The following is a 20,800-nucleotide window of genomic DNA, read 5'->3' as shown; positions in this document are numbered from 1 at the left end:
AATAACACAACCATATTACAATGCAATGCATTTTAGCTAAATTTTAGGACTTGTTTTTTGTTAAAATTTCGTAGACCATTTTCTTAGTAATAGTTTGTCCATCAGCAATTTTTTTGACATCTGAGAATAGAAACTTAAAACCGCAACCATTATTATAATTGCTGCAACCATAAGCTGTTTTTCCTTTTATGATTGTTCCAATTCTGCATTTTGGGCAATTAATTGTTTTTGGAATTTTCTGTTCAAGTACTAGTTCAAATGCATCATTAAATCTAATCAACCCTTCAACTTTTTGTTCATTGACTTTAAATCCTTTTAGATTTACTGTCGACTCTTTTTCTAGTAATCTTAAATATTGCTTCTCTGATATTTTTTTGCTTTTAAAAGTAAATGGAAGCACAAAGCGACATCCCGATTTATAAGCACTACAACCATATGCAGTAGCACCTTTAATAAGTACTCCTTGTTTACACTTCGGACATTGCTTTCCTATTAAACCTGATGGTTTGTTAGGTTTTTTACTAGGTTTGGTAATTGTAGTATTTTCATGAGATATATTAGCTTTAGTAGTTTCACTTCTAACTTCATAAACCAAATCGTCAACCATTTGCTTCATGTTTTTAATAAATTGATTAGCACTATAAGTACCTTGTTCAATTTGTTTTAATTGTTTTTCCCATTGACCAGTTAATTCTGCAGACTTTAATAATTCGTTTTGAATAATATCAATGAGTTGAATCCCAGTTGTAGTTGGTAATATTTGCTTTTTATTACGCTTTATATAATTGCGTTTAAATAGCGTTTCAATAATATTTGCCCTAGTAGATGGACGGCCAATACCATTTTCTTTCATTAAATCACGCATTTCGTCATCGTCAACTTGTTTCCCTGCTGTTTCCATAGCACGAAGGAGCGAAGCTTCTGTAAACTGATTGGGTGGTTTAGTTTGTTTTTCAAGAAAGGAAGGTTCATGTGGGCCCTTTTCTCCTTTAACAAAAGAGGGTAATGTGCTATCACTATTTGAATCATTTAACGTAGCTGAAGTTTCAAAAACAACTCGCCAACCTTTAGATACAATTTCTTTTCCAGTAGTTTTAAAAGAAACGTTTTCGGCGTTTCCTATAACGGTAGTATTAGCAACTTGACAATCATTATAAAAAACTGCAATAAAGCGTTTAACTATAATATCATATACTTTTTGTTGATTCTGCTGTAAATTAATTTGAATTCCAGTAGGTATAATTGCATGATGATCGGTTACTTTTTTGTCATTAAAAACTTTAGTGGATTTTTTTATTTTTTTTCCTAAAAGCGGCTGTGTTAATATACTATAATTAGTTAAGTTTTTTAATATTCCTGTGACTTTTGGATATATATCATTTGGTAGAAAAGTCGTGTCAACTCTTGGATAAGTCACTACTTTTTGTTCATAGAGTTTTTGCGCAATTTTCAGAGTATCATCTGCCGAAAAACCAAACTTAGTATTGCAATACACTTGCAATCCTGTTAAGTCAAATAATTTTGGAGCATACTCTTTTCCTTTTTTCTTAGTAATGGATACAATTTCAAAGTCACTCTCTTTTACTTTATTAGCGAGAGCTTCACCATCTTCTTTATTTAGAAAGCGTCCTTCTTCATAACTAAACAATGTGTTTCTATAAAGTGTTTGTAGTTCCCAATAAGGTTGAGGCATAAAGTTTTCAATACTCTTATATCTTTCAACAATCATCGCCAAGGTTGGTGTTTGTACACGCCCAATAGATAGTACTTGTTTATAACCACCATGCTTAAGCGTATATAATCTTGTCGCATTCATTCCTAAAAGCCAATCACCAATAGCCCTAGAAAACCCTGCATAATATAGATTATCGTAATTACTAGCTGGTTTTAAATTTTCAAACCCTTCCTTAATAGCTTCGGTTGTTAATGACGAAATCCATAAACGCTTTACTTTTCCTTTATAATTTGAAAGTGACATCACCCAACGCTGTATAAGCTCTCCTTCTTGACCAGCATCACCGCAGTTTATTATTTCTTCGGCTTTATCAAATAAATCTTTTACAATGTTAAACTGTTTTTTGATTCCTGAATTATCTACAGTTTTCACATTAAACTTTTCGGGAAGCATAGGTAGATTATTCAAATCCCAACGTTTCCAATACGATTTGTAATCATTAGGCTCAAATAAGGTACACAAATGTCCAAAGGTGTAAGTTACTGCATATCCATTACCTTCATAATGACCATCACGTTTTGTATTTGCACCTAGAACAATAGCAATTTCGCGTGCAACACTTGGTTTTTCGGCAATACAGACTTTCACAAATAGTTTAATTTTATAAGAGTTGCAAAGTAAAAAAAATGAATTTAATTTTGTTTTAATCCTCATAATTAAATATTTCATTTCTTTTAAAATTGTTAAAAGTTAAAACAAGCTTTAATCTATTACTACAATTTCCTACCTTTAAGTCAATTATTTAACCAACCAATATTTATATAATGAAAAAGCGAGCGATTACTCTTTTCAGTGCTCTTGCTTGTTTCCTTGTAAGCTTTTCTGCATTACAGGCACAGCAAGATATTTTAGAAAAACTTAATGAAATAGCCATTGTAGACCAAAAGGTCATGATGCCAATGCGTGATGGTATTAGATTGGCCACTGATATTTATCGACCAAAAGGAGATGGAAAATACCCAGTAATTTTTTCCAGAACTCCATATAATTTTAATTCCTGGGGAGATGGAGAAGAACGTACACGCAATTATCAACGTGCATACGAGTATATTAAAAAAGGATATGTTTACGTAGTGCAAAATGAACGCGGACGCTATTACTCTGAAGGTGAATGGGATATTTTGGGTACGCCACTTACTGATGGCTATGATGCTTTTGAGTGGATGAAAAACCAATCATGGTCAAATGGGAAAATTGGAACTCTTGGATGTTCTTCAACAGCCGAATGGCAAATGGCAGTATCTGCACTAGACCATCCATCACATGCAGCTATGGTACCTCAAGGCTTTGGTGCTGGAGTTGGACGTGTAGGAGACATTAATGAACAAGGAAATTGGTATCGTGGAGGTGCTGAACAAATGCTATTCTTTTCTTGGTTATATGGTGTTGAACATGATAAATTCAAGCCAAGAATTCCAGAAGGAGCAACACAGGAAGATTTGATTAGAATTTCAAGATTTTATGATTTAGCTCCTGAAAATCCACCTGTAGATATGTCTGAAGCTTTAACTCATCTGCCAATTCAAGATATACTTAAGAATATTAATGGTAAACATGAGATTTTTGATAAAATGATTCGTCGCAAACCAAATCACCCAGATTGGTTTAAAGGAGGAATTTATCATGATGATAAAGACATAGGCACACCAAGTTTTTGGTTTGCATCTTGGTATGATGTATCTATTACTCCAAACATCAAACTTTTTAATCATGCAAGAAATAACTCTAAAGATGCTTTTATTCGAGAGAATCAATATCTCGTAATAGCACCAACCTTACACTGTGCTTATACTAGAGCAACCGAAAACACTATTGTTGGAGAGCGTAGTGTTGGAGATGCACGCTTAAATTACGATGAACAAATAACTAAGTGGTTTGATCTTTGGTTAAAAGGAGACGATAATGATTTTAAAGAAACAACACCTAGAGTACAGTATTATACAATGGGAAGCAATGAATGGCAATCTTCTGAGGTTTGGCCACCAGCAAATACCGAAATGGTAACTTACTACTTAAATAGTGGTGGAAAAGCAAATAGTCGTTTTGGCGATGGAAAATTATCTACTAAAAAAGCAGGAAAAGATAATCCAGATGGATTTACTTATGATCCAATGGCGCCTGTACCTTCTCATGGAGGAAATGTTTGTTGTACTGGTAACGCTATTAGAGGTGGAGCTAGGGATCAGAAAGATATGGAAGCAAGGCATGATATTTTAGTCTATACTACAGATATCCTAACGGAAGACACAGAAGTTACTGGATTTATTGAATCAAAATTATTTGTATCATCAGATGTAAAGGACACCGATTTTACTATTAAACTAATAGATGTGTATCCAGATGGAACAGCTTATAATTTAGATGAAACTATTCAACGTGTGCGTTACCGTGAAGGATACGATAAAGAAGTGTTTATGGAGAAAGGAAAAGTTTATGAAGTTGACCTAACACCAATGTCAACTAGTAACTTGTTTAAAAAAGGGCATAGAATTCGTATTGAAATTTCGAGTAGTAATTTTCCGCGTTTTGCAAGAAACTTAAATACTGGAGGAAACAACTATGATGAAAAAGTAGGTGTGGTTGCGCATAATATAGTACACCACTCAAGTAAACACCCTTCTCAAATACGTATTCCAATTACTAAAAAGTAGTTAGTAAAAAACTAAAAAAATATTTTATTCATGAAGACTATCTATAAAAGATCATTTCTTTGGCTTTGCTTAATTGGAATGATTTTCACAGGAAATTCCCAAACAATTAATGAATCTACTTTTAGCGGGTTAAGTTTTAGAAATATTGGACCAGCTCTAACTTCAGGACGTATAGCAGACATTGCTATTCATCCAGAAAACGAAAATGTTTGGTATGTTGCTGTTGGCTCTGGTGGTGTCTGGAAAACAATTAATTCTGGAACAACTTGGAAGCCAATTTTTGATAACCAAACATCATATTCAATAGGTAGTATTGCTATCGATCCATCTAACCCTCACACTATTTGGGTTGGAACAGGAGAAAACGTAGGTGGTCGACATGTTGCATTTGGTGATGGTATTTATGTGAGTCATGATGATGGAATGTCATGGAAGAACATGGGGCTTAAAAAATCAGAGCATCTTTCAACCATTATCGTTCATCCAGAAAACTCAGACATAGTTTGGGTTGCTTCTCAAGGTCCTCTTTGGAGCAAAGGAGGAGAACGAGGTGTTTATAAAACTACTGATGGTGGAAAAACATGGAATCGCACACTTGGAGATAGTGAATGGGTAGGAGCAACAGACATTGTAATAGATCATAACAATCCAGATATTTTATACGCTGCTAGTTGGCAAAGACATCGTACAGTTGCTGCATATATGGGTGGAGGCCCAGGTACAGGAATTCATAAAAGTACTGATGGAGGGAATACTTGGACAAAACTAAAAAAAGGATTACCTGGTTCAAATTTGGGTAAAATAGGATTAGCTATATCTCCATTTGATTCGGATGTTATTTATGCTGTAATTGAAACAGATAGAAAAAAAGGTGGTTTTTATATGTCTGAAAACAAAGGAGAATCATGGGTTAAACAATCTAATACTGTTTCTGGTGGTACTGGACCTCATTATTACCAAGAGTTATATGCTTCGCCGCATCATGAGGGTAAATTGTTTTTGATGAACAATACGGTGCTAATTTCCGATGATCATGGTAAGATATTTAATAGAATGAACGAACGCAATAAGCACGTTGATAGTCATGCCATGGCATTTAAAGCTTCTGATCCTAATTATGTTTTGTTTGGAACAGACGGAGGACTTTATGAAAGTTTCGATTTAACTAATAGCTGGAAATATGTTAGCAATCTGCCTATTACACAATTCTTTAAAATTGCTGTAGATGATAGTGAGCCTTTTTATAAAGTATATGGAGGGACACAAGACAATGGTTCTCAAGGAGGAGCTTCTAGAACAGTGTTTGCTGATGGAATAAAAAATATCGATTGGTGGAAAACCTTAGGAGCAGATGGTCATCAATCCGCAACTGAACCTGGAAATCCTAATATCACTTATGGAGAGTTCCAACAAGGTGCCTTATGGAGAATTGATCAAACTACTAGAGAAACAGTATTTATTCAACCTCAAGCTAGAGAAGGTGATCCTTTTGAGCGTTTTAATTGGGATGCGCCAATATTAGTAAGCCCGCATAATCCAACAAGACTTTATTTTGCATCACAAAGGGTTTGGAAATCTGAAAATAGAGGAGATGGTTGGACACCGATTTCATCAGATCTAACTTTAAATCAAGAAAGAATAACATTGCCTTTTTATGATGACAAACAGCAAAGTTGGGATAATGCATGGGACATTGGAGCCATGTCAAATTATAATACAATAACATCCTTAGCTGAATCTCCAAAAGAAGAAGGATTGCTATATGCTGGGACTGATGATGGATTAATTCAAGTGACTGAAAATGGTGGTGCAAATTGGAAAAAATTTGCTTTAGGAAATATCAAAGGGGTACCATCAACAGCTTTTGTTAATGATGTAAGAGCTGATTTATTTGACGCCAATGTTGTTTATGCGGCTTTGGATAATCATAAGTATGGGGATTATAAACCATATTTAATTAAAAGTACTGATAAAGGAAAATCTTGGACACTCATGAATGGAGATTTGCCAAAAACATTGTTAACATGGCGTTTAGTTCAAGATCATATAAAGAAAGATTTATTATTTGCAGCAACTGAATTTGGGGTTTACTTTACCAGAAATGGCGGAAAAAATTGGATGCAACTTAAAAGTGGTATTCCAACAATTGCAATTAGAGATATTACTATACAAAGAAGAGAAAATGACTTAGTAGCAGCTTCATTTGGTAGAGGAATTTTTATTTTAGATGATATTACTCCTTTACGTGAATTTGAAGATTCTATGTTATCAAAAGAAGCAACTTTATTTCCAATAAAAGATGCGCTTTGGTACAGTCCTAATAGTAGAGTTGGTAGTCAAGGAGATAATGAATACTCAGCAAAAAACCCTCCTTTTGGTGCAATTTTTACTTATTATATGTCGAATAAAGTAAAATCTCTAAAGGATGAACGTAAAGCTAGAGAAAAAACCAATACAGATTTCCCTAGTTGGGATGCTATAGAAACGGAGAACAGGCAACAGGGACCACACATTTTATTAATAATAAAAGATGCGAATGGAAATGTTGTTAACACTGTAGAAGGAACAAATCGAAAAGGATTTAATAGAGTTAATTGGTCTCTTACTTATCCAAATAAAGGTGGTGAAAGATTACAATCTCGCGGTAGCGGTTTTGGTGGAGGTGGTGTTATGGCTACTCCTGGAGATTATACCCTAACTATTGTAAAACGAGTAGATGGTATTAATACTGTACTAGAAGGACCAAAGTCTTTTAAAGTAGTACCTATGTATGATGGTGCTTTAAAGAGAAAATCATATGCAGAAATGAGCGCCTTTAGAAACGAAGCTTTTGCTTTCCAGCAGGATTTAACCGCAACTAATGTTGCATTATCAAGAAGTATTCAAACAATTGATGCTATGGAAAGAGCATTGAATAAAGCAGAAAAGCCAAATGATGATTTATTCAAAAGAATTAATGATGCGCGTATTGTTTTATTAGATATTGATAAAGAACTGAATGGTGATGATACTAAAGGAGAGATTGGAGAACGATCTAACCCAAGAGCTAGTGAAGGAAATTCTCTTGGTTGGAGAGCATCAGGAAACACATACGGACCTACAGATGAACACCAAGCGATGCTGAAAAGAGTAAAAAGTCAGTTAGAAAAAGTCAAGGCTAAACTCAAAACTGTTCTTAATAACACACTACCAGAAATTGAACGAGATTTAAAGGCTACTGGTGCCCCTTGGATTGAAGGGCAAGGAATGAAAAACGATTAATAGTATATTAAAGAGCTACTAATACTATTCTAGTAGCTCTTTTAAAATTTATAAAAGCAAAATTTAAAAGATGAAACAAGTACTATACATTACTTTATTATTTATTGGAGTTAATTCATTTGCTCAAAAAAAAATATTAGATCACAAAGATTTTGATATTTGGAATACCATAAAGAATCAAGCAATTTCTATTGATGGTAAATTTGTTGTATACACCTTAGAAAAAGGAGAAAAAGACAATCATTTAAAAATTAAAGATGCGAATGCTTCATTAATTTTTGAGCATGAACGTTCAGAAAATGGGCGATTAACCTACGATTCTAACTATGCATTATTCACTATAAAAGCATGGAAAGATAGTATTACAGAAATGAAACGACGTAAAGTGAAAAAAGATAAAATGCCAAATGATACCTTGGGTATTTTTAATTTAAAAACTAAGTCTTTAACAAAAATTGCTAATGTAAAATCTTATAAAGCACCTAGTAAATGGTCAGATGTAGTTGGTTATTATTTAACAGATATAAAGAAAGAAAAATCTGAAGATACTAGTGATACTAAAAAGAATACTAGCAAAAAGAAAACTAAAAAAGTAAGTAAAGATAATGGTTACCACTTAGTCGTTAGAGATTTAGTAAGCGGTAAAGAGGATACGTTAAAGTATGTAACAGATTTTAGTTTTGCTAAAGAAGGTAAGCGTTTAGTTTATGTAACCACAGGCGAGGATAATAAAGCAAATTCAGGTGTTTATATTAAGAACTTTGATAATGGAAGTATTTCTAATGTATTTGAAGCAAATAACAAAGCTAAATATTATCAACTACAATTTAGCGATTCTGGTAAAAACTTAGGTTTCGTTGTTGATACCGATACAACTAAAACACTTGTGAGACCAAATAAGTTATACCATTGGAGTGAAGGGCAAGCGAAAGCATCTATAATTGCTGATGACATCTCTGCTCCAAAAGGCTATCGTGTATCGTCTGATGGTAATATAAGTTTTTCGCAAGATGATTCTAAATTATATTTTGGCTTAGCAACACCTCCAATTGTAAAAGATACCACACTTTTAAAAGAAGAAATAGTGGATGTAGAAGTTTGGACTTATGACGAACCGCGTTTGTATACAGTTCAAGAGATTCAAGTAAAAAATGACCAAAAGAAATCATACCAAACAGTTGTGCACTTAAACAATAAAAAACTTGTGCAACTTGCTACAACTGAATTTCCGAACGCTAGATTAACAGATAAAGGCAATGCATCAATTGCATTAATAAGTAATCCTGAGCCATATATGTTAGAAAGTCAATGGACTGGAAGAAGAAATAGTGATTATGCAGTTATCGATGTAACTAGTGGAACTAGTAAACAAGTGCTAACCAATGCTCCTTCATCGATGAGCTTGAGCCCAAAAGGGAAGTATGTGTTTGGTTATCATTCAATAGATAGTACTTGGATAGCATATAACTTAGCTACAAACAAGCGCATAAATTTAACAAAAGGGAAAGTGTTTTATAACGAGTTAAACGATTCTCCTAACTATCCAGGATCTTATGGTTCTGCTGGTTGGACTAAAAATGATGAGTCTGTGCTAATTTATGATAGATACGATATTTGGAAGTTCAATCCAAGCAATGGTTCAAGTATTAGATTAACTAAAGGAAGAGAACAAAAAGTAACCTATCGTTATGTAAGACTAGATATTGATGAAGATTTTATTGATGATTCTGGCGAGTGGCTATTAACGACTTTTGATGAAAACAATAAGAACTCTGGTTATTATGAATACAATGCTAAAAATGGAAAAGGAAAACAATTGCTGTCTGGACCTTATTCATATTCTAGACCTATTAAAGCTAGAAATAGCGATAAAGTAATTTTTTCAAGACAATCTTTTGAAGAGTTTCCAAACATTAGAATTTCCGATTTAAGTTTTAAAAATAGCAAAGTTATTAGCAATGCTAATCCGCAACAAAGTGAATATAATTGGGGAACTGCTGAGATAGTTAAATGGACATCTTTAGATGGTATGGAATTAGAAGGTATGCTTATTAAACCAGAAAATTTCGATCCAAATAAAAAATACCCAATGATTGTTAACTTTTATGAAAAGAGTTCAAATGGACTTTATAGACATAAAGCACCATCTCCAGGACGATCATCAATTAATTATAGTTTTTATGCAAGTAGAGGATATTTAATTTTTAACCCTGATGTGTATTACCGTGAAGGTTACCCAGGTGAAAGTGCTTTTAATTGCGTTATTCCTGGAATTACATCTTTAGTTGAAAAAGGCTTTGTAGATAAAGACAATATTGGAACCCAAGGGCACAGTTGGGGTGGATATCAAATAGCATATTTAGTAACAAAAACAGATATTTTCAAAGCAGCTGAATCTGGCGCTCCAGTAGTTAATATGATTAGTGCATTTGGAGGAATTAGATGGGATTCTGGTTTAAGTCGTCAATTTCAATATGAGCATACGCAAAGTAGAATAGGAGGAACGCCTTGGGAATATCCACAACGTTATGTAGAAAACTCACCAATTTATAATATGGATAAAGTAAATACTCCATTATTAATTATGCATAATGATAAAGATGGCCATGTACCATGGTATCAAGGTATTGAATATTTTACCGCTCTTAGACGATTAGGAAAGCCATCATGGTTATTAAATTATAACGGAGCAAGACATTGGCCATTAAAAATGCAAAACAGAAAAGATTTCAATATTAGAATGCAACAATTTTTTGATCATTATTTAAAAGGCGCTCCAAAACCAGTTTGGATGGAAAGAGGAGTTCCAGCTATTGAAAAAGGGATTAACCAAGGTTTAGAATTGATAAAGAATTAATGACGTTAAGTTCTTTATTGAATATTATTCTTGCTTTTGTATCCATTATTTTTGGAATAGCTTTAATATACTTTTATGAAGTAAAAATTAAGAATAGAGAATCAAAGGGAAGTTGAGAGTTCAAAATAAGAACTGGTGGAATAGGTTTTATTATGATTGGAATTGCACTTATATTACGAGAATTTGGCGTTTGTTGTTAATTAAATAAAAGATAATATGGTTAAAAAAGTTAATTGGGATGATGTACCTGTAGAACAGGTTACTGATAAAATGCAACGTAGAATGATTTATGGAGATAAGGTTATGGTTGCAAAAATGAAATTTAAAGATGGGTTTTTAGTGCCGCTTCATGAGCATCATAACGAGCAAGTTACACAGGTAATTTCTGGAACAATACGTTTTTGGTTTGGTGCCAATAAAGAGCAAACTATGGATTTAGGACCAGGAGACTCTGTAGTGATTCCAGCTCATGTACCACATGAAGCCCTAATGATTGGTGATGTTGAAGAAATTGATACTTGGTCACCAATACGTGAAGATTGGCTAGATGGTACGGACGATTATTTGCGAAAATAAATGGATTTAGGTTTAAAAGGTAAAATAGCCTTTATTGCTGCGTCTAGTGACGGTTTGGGTAAAGCTGTTGCTGTAGAATTAGCAAAGGAAGGTGCAACTGTCATTATTAATGGTAGAAATAAAGATAAATTAGAAACCACCAGAAATGAATTAGAGCATAAGTTTCAAACTAAAGTTCTAGCTATTTCTGGTGATTTAGCTAATGAAAAGGAAAGAGCTTCCGTTTTAAAAACTGTTTTTAATCATCATAAGAAAGTTGATATTTTAATAACAAATACTGGAGGGCCACCTTCAGGAAAATTTGAAGATTTATCGATGGACGACTGGGACAACACTTACAAGCTATTATTAGCAAGTACTGTGTCATTAATAAAAGCTGTTATCCCTGGTATGAAACAGCAACAATGGGGAAGAATCATTGCCATCACTTCACAAGCAGTAAAACAACCTGTTGATAATTTAATTTTGTCAAATTCCGTTAGAGCGTCGGTTGCTGGTTTAACAAAAACTTTGGCAAGCGAATTAGGGAAACACAATATTACAGTAAATAATGTGATGCCTGGATACACAAAGACTAATAGGCTTTTATCTTTAATTGATAGCAATCCTTCATTTGCATCAGCCATTAATGAAATTCCTCTTAAACGTTTCGGTAATCCAGAAGAATTCGCAGCAGCAGTCACTTTTTTAGCAAGTGAAAGAGCGAGTTATATTACTGGTACCTCCTTAGCTGTTGATGGAGGTTGGATTAAACATATTCTGTAAATGACACATATAGATTTAGCTGATAAAAACATACTAATTACTGGTGCTTCTAAAGGGATAGGACAAGCTATTGCTGAGTACAACATGAAGATGGGAGCAAGGGTAGCTATACATTATAATTCGGATAAAACATCAGCTAAAGCTTTAGTTTTAAAGTATCCAGAGACCAATTCAAAAGCATTTCAAGCAGATTTAAGTAAAACGAGAGAGGTTATCAATTTATTTGAAAATGTTGTCGCTGAATTTGGACATATAGACACTATTATCTTAAACGCTGGCGTGTTTTTGAAACATTCAATTAAAGATAGTTTTGAAGATTGGTTAAATGTTTGGAAATCTACTATAACAATTAACTTAGATTCGGTTGGTATGATGACCAAACTAGGAATTGACCACTTTAGAATTCAAAAAGGAGGACGCTTTGTTTACATTGGAAGTCGTGCTGTGTTTAGAGGTGAAACAGAAGAATACTTGGCATATGCAGCGTCAAAAGGAGGATTAACATCGTTGGCAAGAAGTGTAGCACGATCTTTTGGAAAAGAGAACATAAAATCGTTTGTTATTGCACCTGGATTTACCAGAACGCAAATGGCAGAATCGTTTATTGAAACCCATGGTGAAGAGCGTGTTTTAAATGAAATTGCTTTAAACAAATTGACAAAGCCGAGTGATATTGCACCTTTAGTTGCATTAATGTGCAGTGGCGATATGGATCATGCTACTGGAGCAACAATTGACGTGAATGCAGGAAGTCATATACGTTAATTAGTAACCGCCAAACCAAGTTTTAAACCTTGAAACACGGTCTCTACTTACAATAATATCACTATCTGTATTAACATTTAATTTAAGCTTTAATCGGCTATTTGAATAAACGATAGCATCTTTTATAGCATCAAGGTTAATAATAAAGGTTCTGTTTACTCTCATAAAGTTTTGAGGGCTTAATATTTGGTTTAAATCCTCTAGCTTATAGTCTAAAACAAATTTTTTGGTATCGTTAGTTATCAAAAATACTGTGCGTCCTTCGGCATAAAACAAAGCTATTTTATTTGTCTTGATTGAGTGGATGTGATTTCCTAGACGCACTAAAAATCTATCCTTAAATAATTTATTTACAATTGCATTTGATACACTCTTTAAAGTGTTGCTTGATAGTATCGATTTAAAATTCTTAAATTTTGTAAGTGCCTTGGAAACATCTGTAAATGTAATTGGTTTTAATATGTAATCAATACTGTTAAGCTTAAATGCATCAATAGCAAATTCGTCGAATGCTGTCGTGAAAATAATAGGTTTTTCCAGCTGAATTTGATTGAATATTTCAAAACTTAGTCCATCACTTAATTGTATATCCAAAAAAAGCATATCGACTGAATCCTTATGTCTTTGCAACCAGGTAACAGTATCTTGAATACTAGTAAGTTTTGCTAAAATATTAATAGTATTATCATATTTTAGAATATAGCGTTCTAACTTTTCTAATGCTGGAATTTCATCTTCAACAATTACTACATTCATAGGTTGGGTTTTGTTATTAATTTTGGAATACTAATAATGCGCTTATCTTGAATGTTTTTAATAGTTAATTTTTGTTTACTATAAAACGTATAGCGCTTTTTAATATCGCTTAATAAGCTAGAATTAAATTCTGAATTAATTTTATCATTCTTTACATAGCTTAGCGCTAAGCTATCATGTGTTTCATTAATTTCAATGTCTAAAGAGTCGCTACTATTTATGGTATTTTTAATAACATCCTCTAGGATTGTTAACAGGCTTCCTGGTACAATTAAAAAGTTAGAATAAGTTTGAGTAGTTAACGTTATGACTCTATAAGGCAAATAATTAAATAATTGTACTAATTCTTTTGCTGCATTAAGTTCTTCACCTAAAGTTACAAGCTGTTTATTCTTCGTTGAAAGTATATAACGATATACTATCGCAATATGGTCAATTAAGTCGTCAACATTATCAGACTTTTTTCTAGCAAGTACAATAATAGCTTCAAAGCACTCAAAAAGCAAATTAGGATTTATTCCTTTTTCAAATTGTATAAAATCATCTTCTATAAGTTGCTTTTTTATATACTCATTATTAAGAATTTTAGTATTTTCCTTATATAGATATTGATGACTTAAATGTAACATTACGTATATAAATGTAATGCTACAAAAAATACTATTAAAAAGCCATAATTCGTTTGTGCTAGGTGAAAACCCAAGTATAACCTTATAGTAAACAACAATGGCAATCGTTACTAAAATAGCACAAAGTAGCATAGAGCCAATTACTTGTATGAGTAATTTAAAAGAAGAAGATAACTTCGATGGCAATTTATTAAAAACCCATAGCAAGAGTCTAGAAAATTCTTGTATGACAAAAGATAAACCAATACAGAAATATAGTTCTTTACCTAAAAATTGTTCCTGAAGTTGCTCTACATCATTATTAATTAAAAGAATAAGTAAATACACAACAATGCCACTAAAGATAGGACTGAATAACCTAAATAACGGATTATGTATAAACAACCTAGTCATTGTCTACTATTATTGGAAGTTTTACTGTAAAATTATCGTCTTTAATGATTGATATTTGCTTGTTAAATAAAAGCTGAAACCTAGAATTTATATTGCCCAATCCAATATTAAAAGACTCTACATTTTTTGGTTTTGCAGAAATATTATTTTTAACAACTAACTGGTCTTTTTCCTGAAATATTTCTATGTTTAAATTATTTAATTCGGTAGCTTGATTATGCTTAACCGCATTTTCAATAAGCATTTGTATGCTTAATGGCGGGATTTTATTTGCAAAATTATTTTCCGACACATTAATAGAGTAGTTAAGTGCATTACCAAACCTTGTTTTTAATAAAGATAGATAGGCTTTAATTATTTCTAATTCTTTGTCAATGTTTACCAATTTAGTATGATAACTATTGAGTGTATATTTGTATATTTTTGCAAGTTCTCTAATATAATTTTCAGCCTGCACCTCATCTTTAAAAGCTAATGATGAAATAGTATTTAAATTATTGAACAAAAAATGAGGACTTAATTGAGACTTTAAAGCTTTTAACTGAAATTCGAATTGTTTTCGTTCATATTTTACAGCTTCTATTTGAAGTTTGGAATAGGTGTGGTATGAGTAAAGTGCAAAATAAAAAATGTTATATATAAGTATCAGTATAAACAGAATAATGCCTAGCTTAATAAGGTTGCTTTGGTATAACTCTTTTTCTAATACTACTTGATTGGTAAGCTTGTTGTATATAAGTACAACTAAAAGCACTACAGCATAAGTACAGGTAAATAAAGTAACAATACCAATTATAAACCTATTGGTTAATTGAGATATCCAAGGAATTAATTTATCTAACCTTTTTGAAATAGCATAAATAAGATAGGCTAATAATATGCCACAAAAAGCACTTAATATTAATTCTAGTGAATTATTAGTTTGTTCAATTAAATGGATGCTAGCATCAAAATAGTTATAAAGTAATATCCCAAATAGAATACCTAATACTGTGATGAGCAGGTGCTTTTTCACTTTTGGATTATTGAGCTGGTTAGTTAAAATCATATAACCAAGGTAATCAATCTACACTAAAATTAAGACTTAGTATAACTAATTACCTTGGTATTTGTTTGGTTAGTCTATAGCTTTTACTGCACGACCATAATAATGGTCTGATCCTATTGATTTTGCAGCTGCTCTATAAGCTGATTTTACGCGTTCTGGTGAATTCTTAACTTTATTAGCAAAAGCCATTAGAGCTTGTGACATAGAATGATCCGACTGAATATGAGTTAAAGAATTAAGTGCCGAAACTAACTGATCATCTGACAGGTTTTGATTAGCTATTTTCATGTAAATAGTAGCTGCATAATGGTCTGACCCAACACTATTCTTTACAACATCTAGTAACTTATTTAAAGAATATCTGCCACTACTTGAGCCAACATTATCAATTAATTCATTAATAACTATAGATATGTAATGATCAGATTTAATATCACTTAACGTGTTTAAAAATTCATTATAAGCATTACTTGGTAAGCTCTTATCATTAATCACTTTTTTAAGTACTTGAGTTTTATAATGATCAGACTGAATGTCTTTAGATAAAGAAATAATTTTCGAAATATTTTGAGAGTTCAACGCTCTACTATCCATTACTTCGGTTAAAACTTGAGTAACATAATGATCGGAGTTAATATTTGTAGCAATTTCAAGCAAGCTATCCATTTGGCTATCACTTATAGATTTATCATTTATTACTTTTTTAAGAACATTGGTTATATAATGATCAGACTCTAAACTTTTAGCAGCATTAATGTAGGCTGTTATAGTTTGATTACTTGATAAAAAAGCTTTTTGATTACTAGTAAGAATACTTGCCAAATAATGATCTGACTCTATTTCATTACCTGCTGTATCAATAACATTAACTAAGTCGTTGTTATTTAGGGTTTTATTTAATAATAACTTAAAATAAGCTGCCTTTACGTAGTCGCTTTCTATTCTTTTAATTTCAGTTAGTACAGCATTAGCACCACCATTATTATAAAAACGATTAACACGACTTTCCGCGCCAATTGTAGTAGTTCTAACTATTTCTTGCAAAACTTCAGCTAGCCATTTTTGACCCTCTGGTGTAAAGTTTTTTTCCGTACGTCCTTCAAAATATTTTTTAATAAGGTTACCATTTCTATCAGATTCAATAACAATACGTCTTCTATTTCCAAATGAAGAGCGTTCAATTTCTATAAAGCCACCACTAGAAATAGCAACAATATCTGTGTCATCATTAGATAAAGTTATATCCCCTTCATATTCTATTTTAAAGTCCTTACCATTATTGGAGATGCTAATTCTACTCTTACCATTGTTGTTAGAAATATTTGTATTGGTTTGAGCATATGAATTGATTGGCATAGCTAAAAGCAATGCGAAAAATAGCAAACTAAAAAAGTGCTTTTGATTAATGAGTGATTTTGTCATAATTGTTCGTTTTTTGATTTATGAGGCAAATGTATATGACAATAGTACTTCTAAAAAATAGAATGTAGTGAATTACACTTTTTATGTAGTGAGTTGCATTTTGTATTATAAATTCTTGTCAAAAAGCCTTAATGAGTATCAACATAATTATAAATTCGCTCAGATATTCTAGCCAATTTATCTGTGTCTTCATCAAAATTTTTAAGGTTTTTAGATAGTAATATAAGTACATAATCTTTTCCATTTTGTGGATAAACAACAGCTGCATCGTGACGCACACCTGCTATAGAACCTGTTTTATGAGCTACTTCAGCATTGTCTGGTAAATATTTTGGAATCAGATCATTCCATTGTTGGTCTTTAAGTATCTCTAACATTGCTTCACAATCTGCTTTTGTTCCGGCTTTTCCATTAGCAATAGCTTCCATAATAACCAATAAATCTCTTGCTGTTGTAGAATTACTCAACCCTAAATCATACGCTTTTTGGTCTTCAACACCCCGTAATACTTCAATGTTTTTAGCTCCTAAATCGCGCATAGTTTGTGTGGTTTTCTTCGCATCAACAATTTCTATTAACACATTTGTTGCTAGATTGCTACTTACAGTAATCATTGGTACCATAAGATCATATAACGTTTGTTTCGTGCCTATTTTACTATAGATAACATCATCACTATCGTCACCAATATCCATTTTATAGGGACTTCCATCCGCAATACTTTTAAATTCATTAACTAATACAATAGAATCGCTTAAGTTGATTAAACCTTGTTTTTGTTGTTTATAAAGCTCAATCATTACTGGAACTTTCATAGTACTTGCTGCATGAAACGCTTCATCAACATTAATGAGAATTGAGTTTTCTTCATTAGATAAATCAAGAAAAGCTACAGCAATATCTCCTTCTATTTCACCAATTTGCTGTTCGATATCTGTTTTAAGTATATCTAATTGATTAGTTTCTTTACATCCAAAATTGGTGAAGATGATTATTATTGTAAACCTTCTAAATAAAGCTATTTGAAGCATGATTTAAGTAAAAACTAAATTTATGAATAATAAATTGAATTATAGAATACTTATGTGACCTCTTAGTTTTAGTTAGATGAAATTTATTACTTTTAGTTTTTAAACACATAATTATATAAAACCGTTTAACATGATTTCTTTTTTCTCGAAGTATTCCAAATTAATTTTCAGTGTTATTACTATATGTTTTTCACTAATTGTAAATTCTCAAGATTCTCAATTAAAACCTGTTCCTGAACAAGATTACGGGAAATGGGAACGTATTAATTGGGGAACCTCTTTTACTGAAGATGGTTCATGGATTCAATTTGGTATAATTACCAATGATAATGATAAAACATTAACAGTAGTAAATACTAAAACAAAAGAATCAAGGCTAATAACAAATGCTGAAGCTGCTATTTTTTCTGCGGATAACAACTGGATGGCTTATAAAAAAGTACTGACAGGAAAGGCTCAAAAAAAGCTAGACATCTCTAATAGACAAAAGAAGACGAAAAAGAAAGCTCCACAAAAAATGGGTGTTGTTAATTTATCTACAGGAGATTCTTTAGAATTTATTGATGTTGTTAATTATAAGTTTAGTGGCGTTAATTCATTCCTTGCGATGAAGCGAGAAAAAGATAAAGCAAATACATTAATTGTAAAAGATTTAAAGAGTGGTCTAGAAGTTACCTTTGGAAACGTTAAGCAATATGAATGGCAGGACAAAGGAGCACTTTTGTCAATGATAATAAATACTGATGATAAGGTTGGAAACTCGGTGCAATTATATAATCCTATTACTGGAAATTTAAAGGTTTTAGATCAAAAAGAAGAAGTTTACAATGGCTTACTATGGCGAGAAAAAAGTTCAGACCTGTTGGTTTTGAGAACAGCCAAAGACACACTGTATAAAGATGATTCATTTGATATTTTGTTATGGAAAGGATTAAATAATTCTAATGTTAATAATTCGACTAAAGTTTTTAATCATATTAAACACACAAATTTTCCAAAAAACACACAAATTAAGAGTAGAGGTGTTTCGTTTTCAGATAATGGTGAAAGCATATTTTTTAGCACAGATTTTAGAGTTAGTAAAACTCCAAAAGAGAAAAACGATAAAAATGAGACTAACGATGAAGCTGCTGAAGTGGAGATATGGAATAGTGGAGATGTAGATATTATTCCAGCTCAAAAGAAAAATGTAAACTATGGTTCTAAGTTATCAGTTTGGAATACAAATAGCGACAAGTATTATCAATTAGAAAGCGATGTAATCGATCGTGTGAGAATACAAACGGAAACTTCAATTAGTATTGGTCAAGATCAAACCCCTTATGATTTTGAAGTTATGTTTGGAAGACCTGATTATGATTTATATACCGTAAACACTTTAAATGGTGCATTAGAAAAAGTAGTTACTAAAGCCAGTAGATATTGGGATGTAAGCCCAAATAATAAGCACTTTATATATTTAAGTAATGATCATTTGTACTTATACAATATAGATACTAAAGAATCAATAAATATTTCAAAAAACATAGATGCAAGTTTTATAGATGTTGACAATGATCATCCAATGGCTCAAAAACCAGCATTTGGGTTTGCTGGATGGAGTAGTGATAGTAAATCTTACCTTGTTAATTCTGAGTTTGATGTTTGGCAATTTTTCACTGATGGTAATAGTCCGAAGCGACTAACTAATGGAAAGGAGGATAATATAATCTACAGATATCAAAATTTTGACAGAACACAAAAAAGCATAGATTTTAAAAACCCAGTTTATTTTAGATTATTTGGGAGGTATAATAAAAACTCTGGAATGGCTGTGTTATCTAAAGGAAAGATGAAGACCTTAATCTATAAGGATACTATGATTTCTGGAACTATTAAGGCAAAGAAATCTGATGATATTGCATTTATGGAACAAACGTATACACAATCTCCAAATTTGTTTTTAACCAATACGTCATTTAAAAAAACAAAGCAAATTTCTAACACCAATGCTTTTCAGAAGGATTATGCTTGGGGAAAAGCGGAGTTAATTACTTACACAAATGCATTAGGGAAAGAGGCTCAAGGAATTTTGTATTATCCGGCAGATTATGTAAAGGGGGAAAAATATCCTATGATAACTTATATATATGAGAAGTTATCAGATAGATTTCATGGTTATATTAATCCGTCTAAAACGAATTACTATAATACTACAGTATGGTCCCAAAATGGCTATTTTGTATTGAATCCAGATATTGAGTTTATCGCTGGAGACCCAGGAATTTCTTCTGCTAAGAACTTAGAGAATGTGGTAAAATCTATTATTGAAAAAGGTGATGTTGATGCTAAAAAAGTTGGTTTAATTGGACATTCTTGGGGTGGTTACCAAGCTGGTTTTGTGCCAACGCAAACAGATATTTTTGCGGCAAGTGTCGCTGGTGCTGGTTTAACAGAGCTTATTAGTATGAACTTAGCTGTAACACCTGCTTTTGGAGGTACGCCAGAAAACGCTCATTTTGAAGTAAGTCAAGAACGTATGGAAGTTGCGCCATGGAAAGCTCCAGATAGTTATTTAAGAAATTCATCTGTGATGAATATTGAAAAACTAAATACACCAATCATGTTTGAAGTTGGTGATAATGATGAGAATGTCAATTGGTTTCAAGGAATAGCTTATTATAATGCAGCTAGAAGAGCAGCTAAACCTTTTGTTCTACTTGTGTATGCAAAAGAGGGACATGGTTTGCGTCAGGATAAAAACAGAATAGATTATCAGCAACGTATATTAAAATGGTTTGGACATTATTTAAAAGACGAACCAGCAGAAGATTGGATGACAGAAGGAATACCTTATGCTGAACAACAACGTAGATTGAAAAACAAATCTAAAGACTAATAAAAAAGGGAAGCAATAATGCTTCCCTTTTTT

The 20,800-nt window shown here is 32.2% G+C and carries 13 protein-coding genes; 7 read left to right on the top strand and 6 right to left on the bottom strand.

All coding sequences use genetic code 11. The annotated features are described in order from the left end of the window. Nucleotides 1-43: 43 nt before the first annotated feature. Nucleotides 44-2,323, bottom strand: a complete 2,280-nt coding sequence (locus ABGB03_RS06855) for a DNA topoisomerase 3 (RefSeq protein ID WP_347925973.1) — start codon at nucleotides 2,321-2,323, stop codon at nucleotides 44-46. 176 nt (nucleotides 2,324-2,499) lie between these two features. On the opposite strand from ABGB03_RS06855, the gene ABGB03_RS06850 reads away from it, so the two are divergent. The 6 genes from ABGB03_RS06850 to ABGB03_RS06825 all read left to right on the top strand — a co-directional run bounded on the left by ABGB03_RS06850 (nucleotide 2,500) and on the right by ABGB03_RS06825 (nucleotide 12,610). Further along, a complete protein-coding gene (locus ABGB03_RS06850; protein WP_347925972.1) occupies nucleotides 2,500-4,386 on the top strand; it encodes a CocE/NonD family hydrolase in 1,887 nt (628 codons plus the stop codon). 30 nt (nucleotides 4,387-4,416) lie between these two features. After that, nucleotides 4,417-7,647, top strand: a complete 3,231-nt coding sequence (locus tag ABGB03_RS06845) for a glycosyl hydrolase (protein WP_347925970.1) — start codon at nucleotides 4,417-4,419, stop codon at nucleotides 7,645-7,647. 70 nt (nucleotides 7,648-7,717) lie between these two features. Then, nucleotides 7,718-10,504: a prolyl oligopeptidase family serine peptidase gene (locus ABGB03_RS06840; protein ID WP_347925969.1), complete on the top strand. Its 2,787-nt coding sequence runs from the start codon at nucleotides 7,718-7,720 to the stop codon at nucleotides 10,502-10,504. Nucleotides 10,505-10,720: 216 nt separating this feature from the next. Further along, a complete protein-coding gene (locus tag ABGB03_RS06835) occupies nucleotides 10,721-11,080 on the top strand; it encodes a cupin domain-containing protein (RefSeq protein ID WP_347925968.1) in 360 nt (119 codons plus the stop codon). Then, nucleotides 11,081-11,845 (top strand): SDR family oxidoreductase, encoded by a 765-nt coding sequence (locus ABGB03_RS06830; protein ID WP_347925966.1) that lies wholly within the window; start codon nucleotides 11,081-11,083, stop codon nucleotides 11,843-11,845. Then, the gene (locus ABGB03_RS06825; protein ID WP_347925964.1) at nucleotides 11,846-12,610 is read left to right on the top strand and encodes an SDR family oxidoreductase; all 765 of its coding nucleotides are present in this window, start codon (nucleotides 11,846-11,848) and stop codon (nucleotides 12,608-12,610) included. It begins immediately after the preceding gene. Here ABGB03_RS06825 and ABGB03_RS06820 read toward each other — a convergent pair whose 3' ends face one another. From ABGB03_RS06820 to ABGB03_RS06800, 5 genes are all read right to left on the bottom strand, one after another. After that, the gene (locus ABGB03_RS06820) at nucleotides 12,611-13,366 is read right to left on the bottom strand and encodes a LytTR family DNA-binding domain-containing protein (RefSeq protein ID WP_347925962.1); all 756 of its coding nucleotides are present in this window, start codon (nucleotides 13,364-13,366) and stop codon (nucleotides 12,611-12,613) included. Beyond that, the gene (locus ABGB03_RS06815; protein WP_347925960.1) at nucleotides 13,363-14,388 is read right to left on the bottom strand and encodes a histidine kinase; all 1,026 of its coding nucleotides are present in this window, start codon (nucleotides 14,386-14,388) and stop codon (nucleotides 13,363-13,365) included. Before ABGB03_RS06815 ends, ABGB03_RS06820 begins: the two co-directional genes overlap by 4 nt. Further along, a complete protein-coding gene (locus ABGB03_RS06810; protein WP_347925958.1) occupies nucleotides 14,381-15,436 on the bottom strand; it encodes a histidine kinase in 1,056 nt (351 codons plus the stop codon). Before ABGB03_RS06810 ends, ABGB03_RS06815 begins: the two co-directional genes overlap by 8 nt. A gap of 69 nt (nucleotides 15,437-15,505) precedes the next feature. After that, nucleotides 15,506-16,858, bottom strand: a complete 1,353-nt coding sequence (locus ABGB03_RS06805) for a hypothetical protein (protein ID WP_347925956.1) — start codon at nucleotides 16,856-16,858, stop codon at nucleotides 15,506-15,508. Nucleotides 16,859-16,986: 128 nt separating this feature from the next. Beyond that, entirely contained in the window at nucleotides 16,987-17,889 is a 903-nt protein-coding gene (locus ABGB03_RS06800) for a serine hydrolase (RefSeq protein WP_347925955.1), read from the bottom strand. 130 nt (nucleotides 17,890-18,019) lie between these two features. On the opposite strand from ABGB03_RS06800, the gene ABGB03_RS06795 reads away from it, so the two are divergent. Beyond that, on the top strand, nucleotides 18,020-20,767 hold the full coding sequence (locus tag ABGB03_RS06795; protein WP_347925953.1) for a prolyl oligopeptidase family serine peptidase: 2,748 nt from the start codon (nucleotides 18,020-18,022) through the stop codon (nucleotides 20,765-20,767). The last annotated feature ends 33 nt before the right edge of the window (nucleotides 20,768-20,800 follow it).

This window comes from Pontimicrobium sp. SW4, assembly GCF_039954625.1.
GTDB lineage: Bacteria > Bacteroidota > Bacteroidia > Flavobacteriales > Flavobacteriaceae > Pontimicrobium.
Note: the sequence above shows the minus strand (reverse complement) of the source record. Positions and strands in the feature narration are given on the sequence as shown.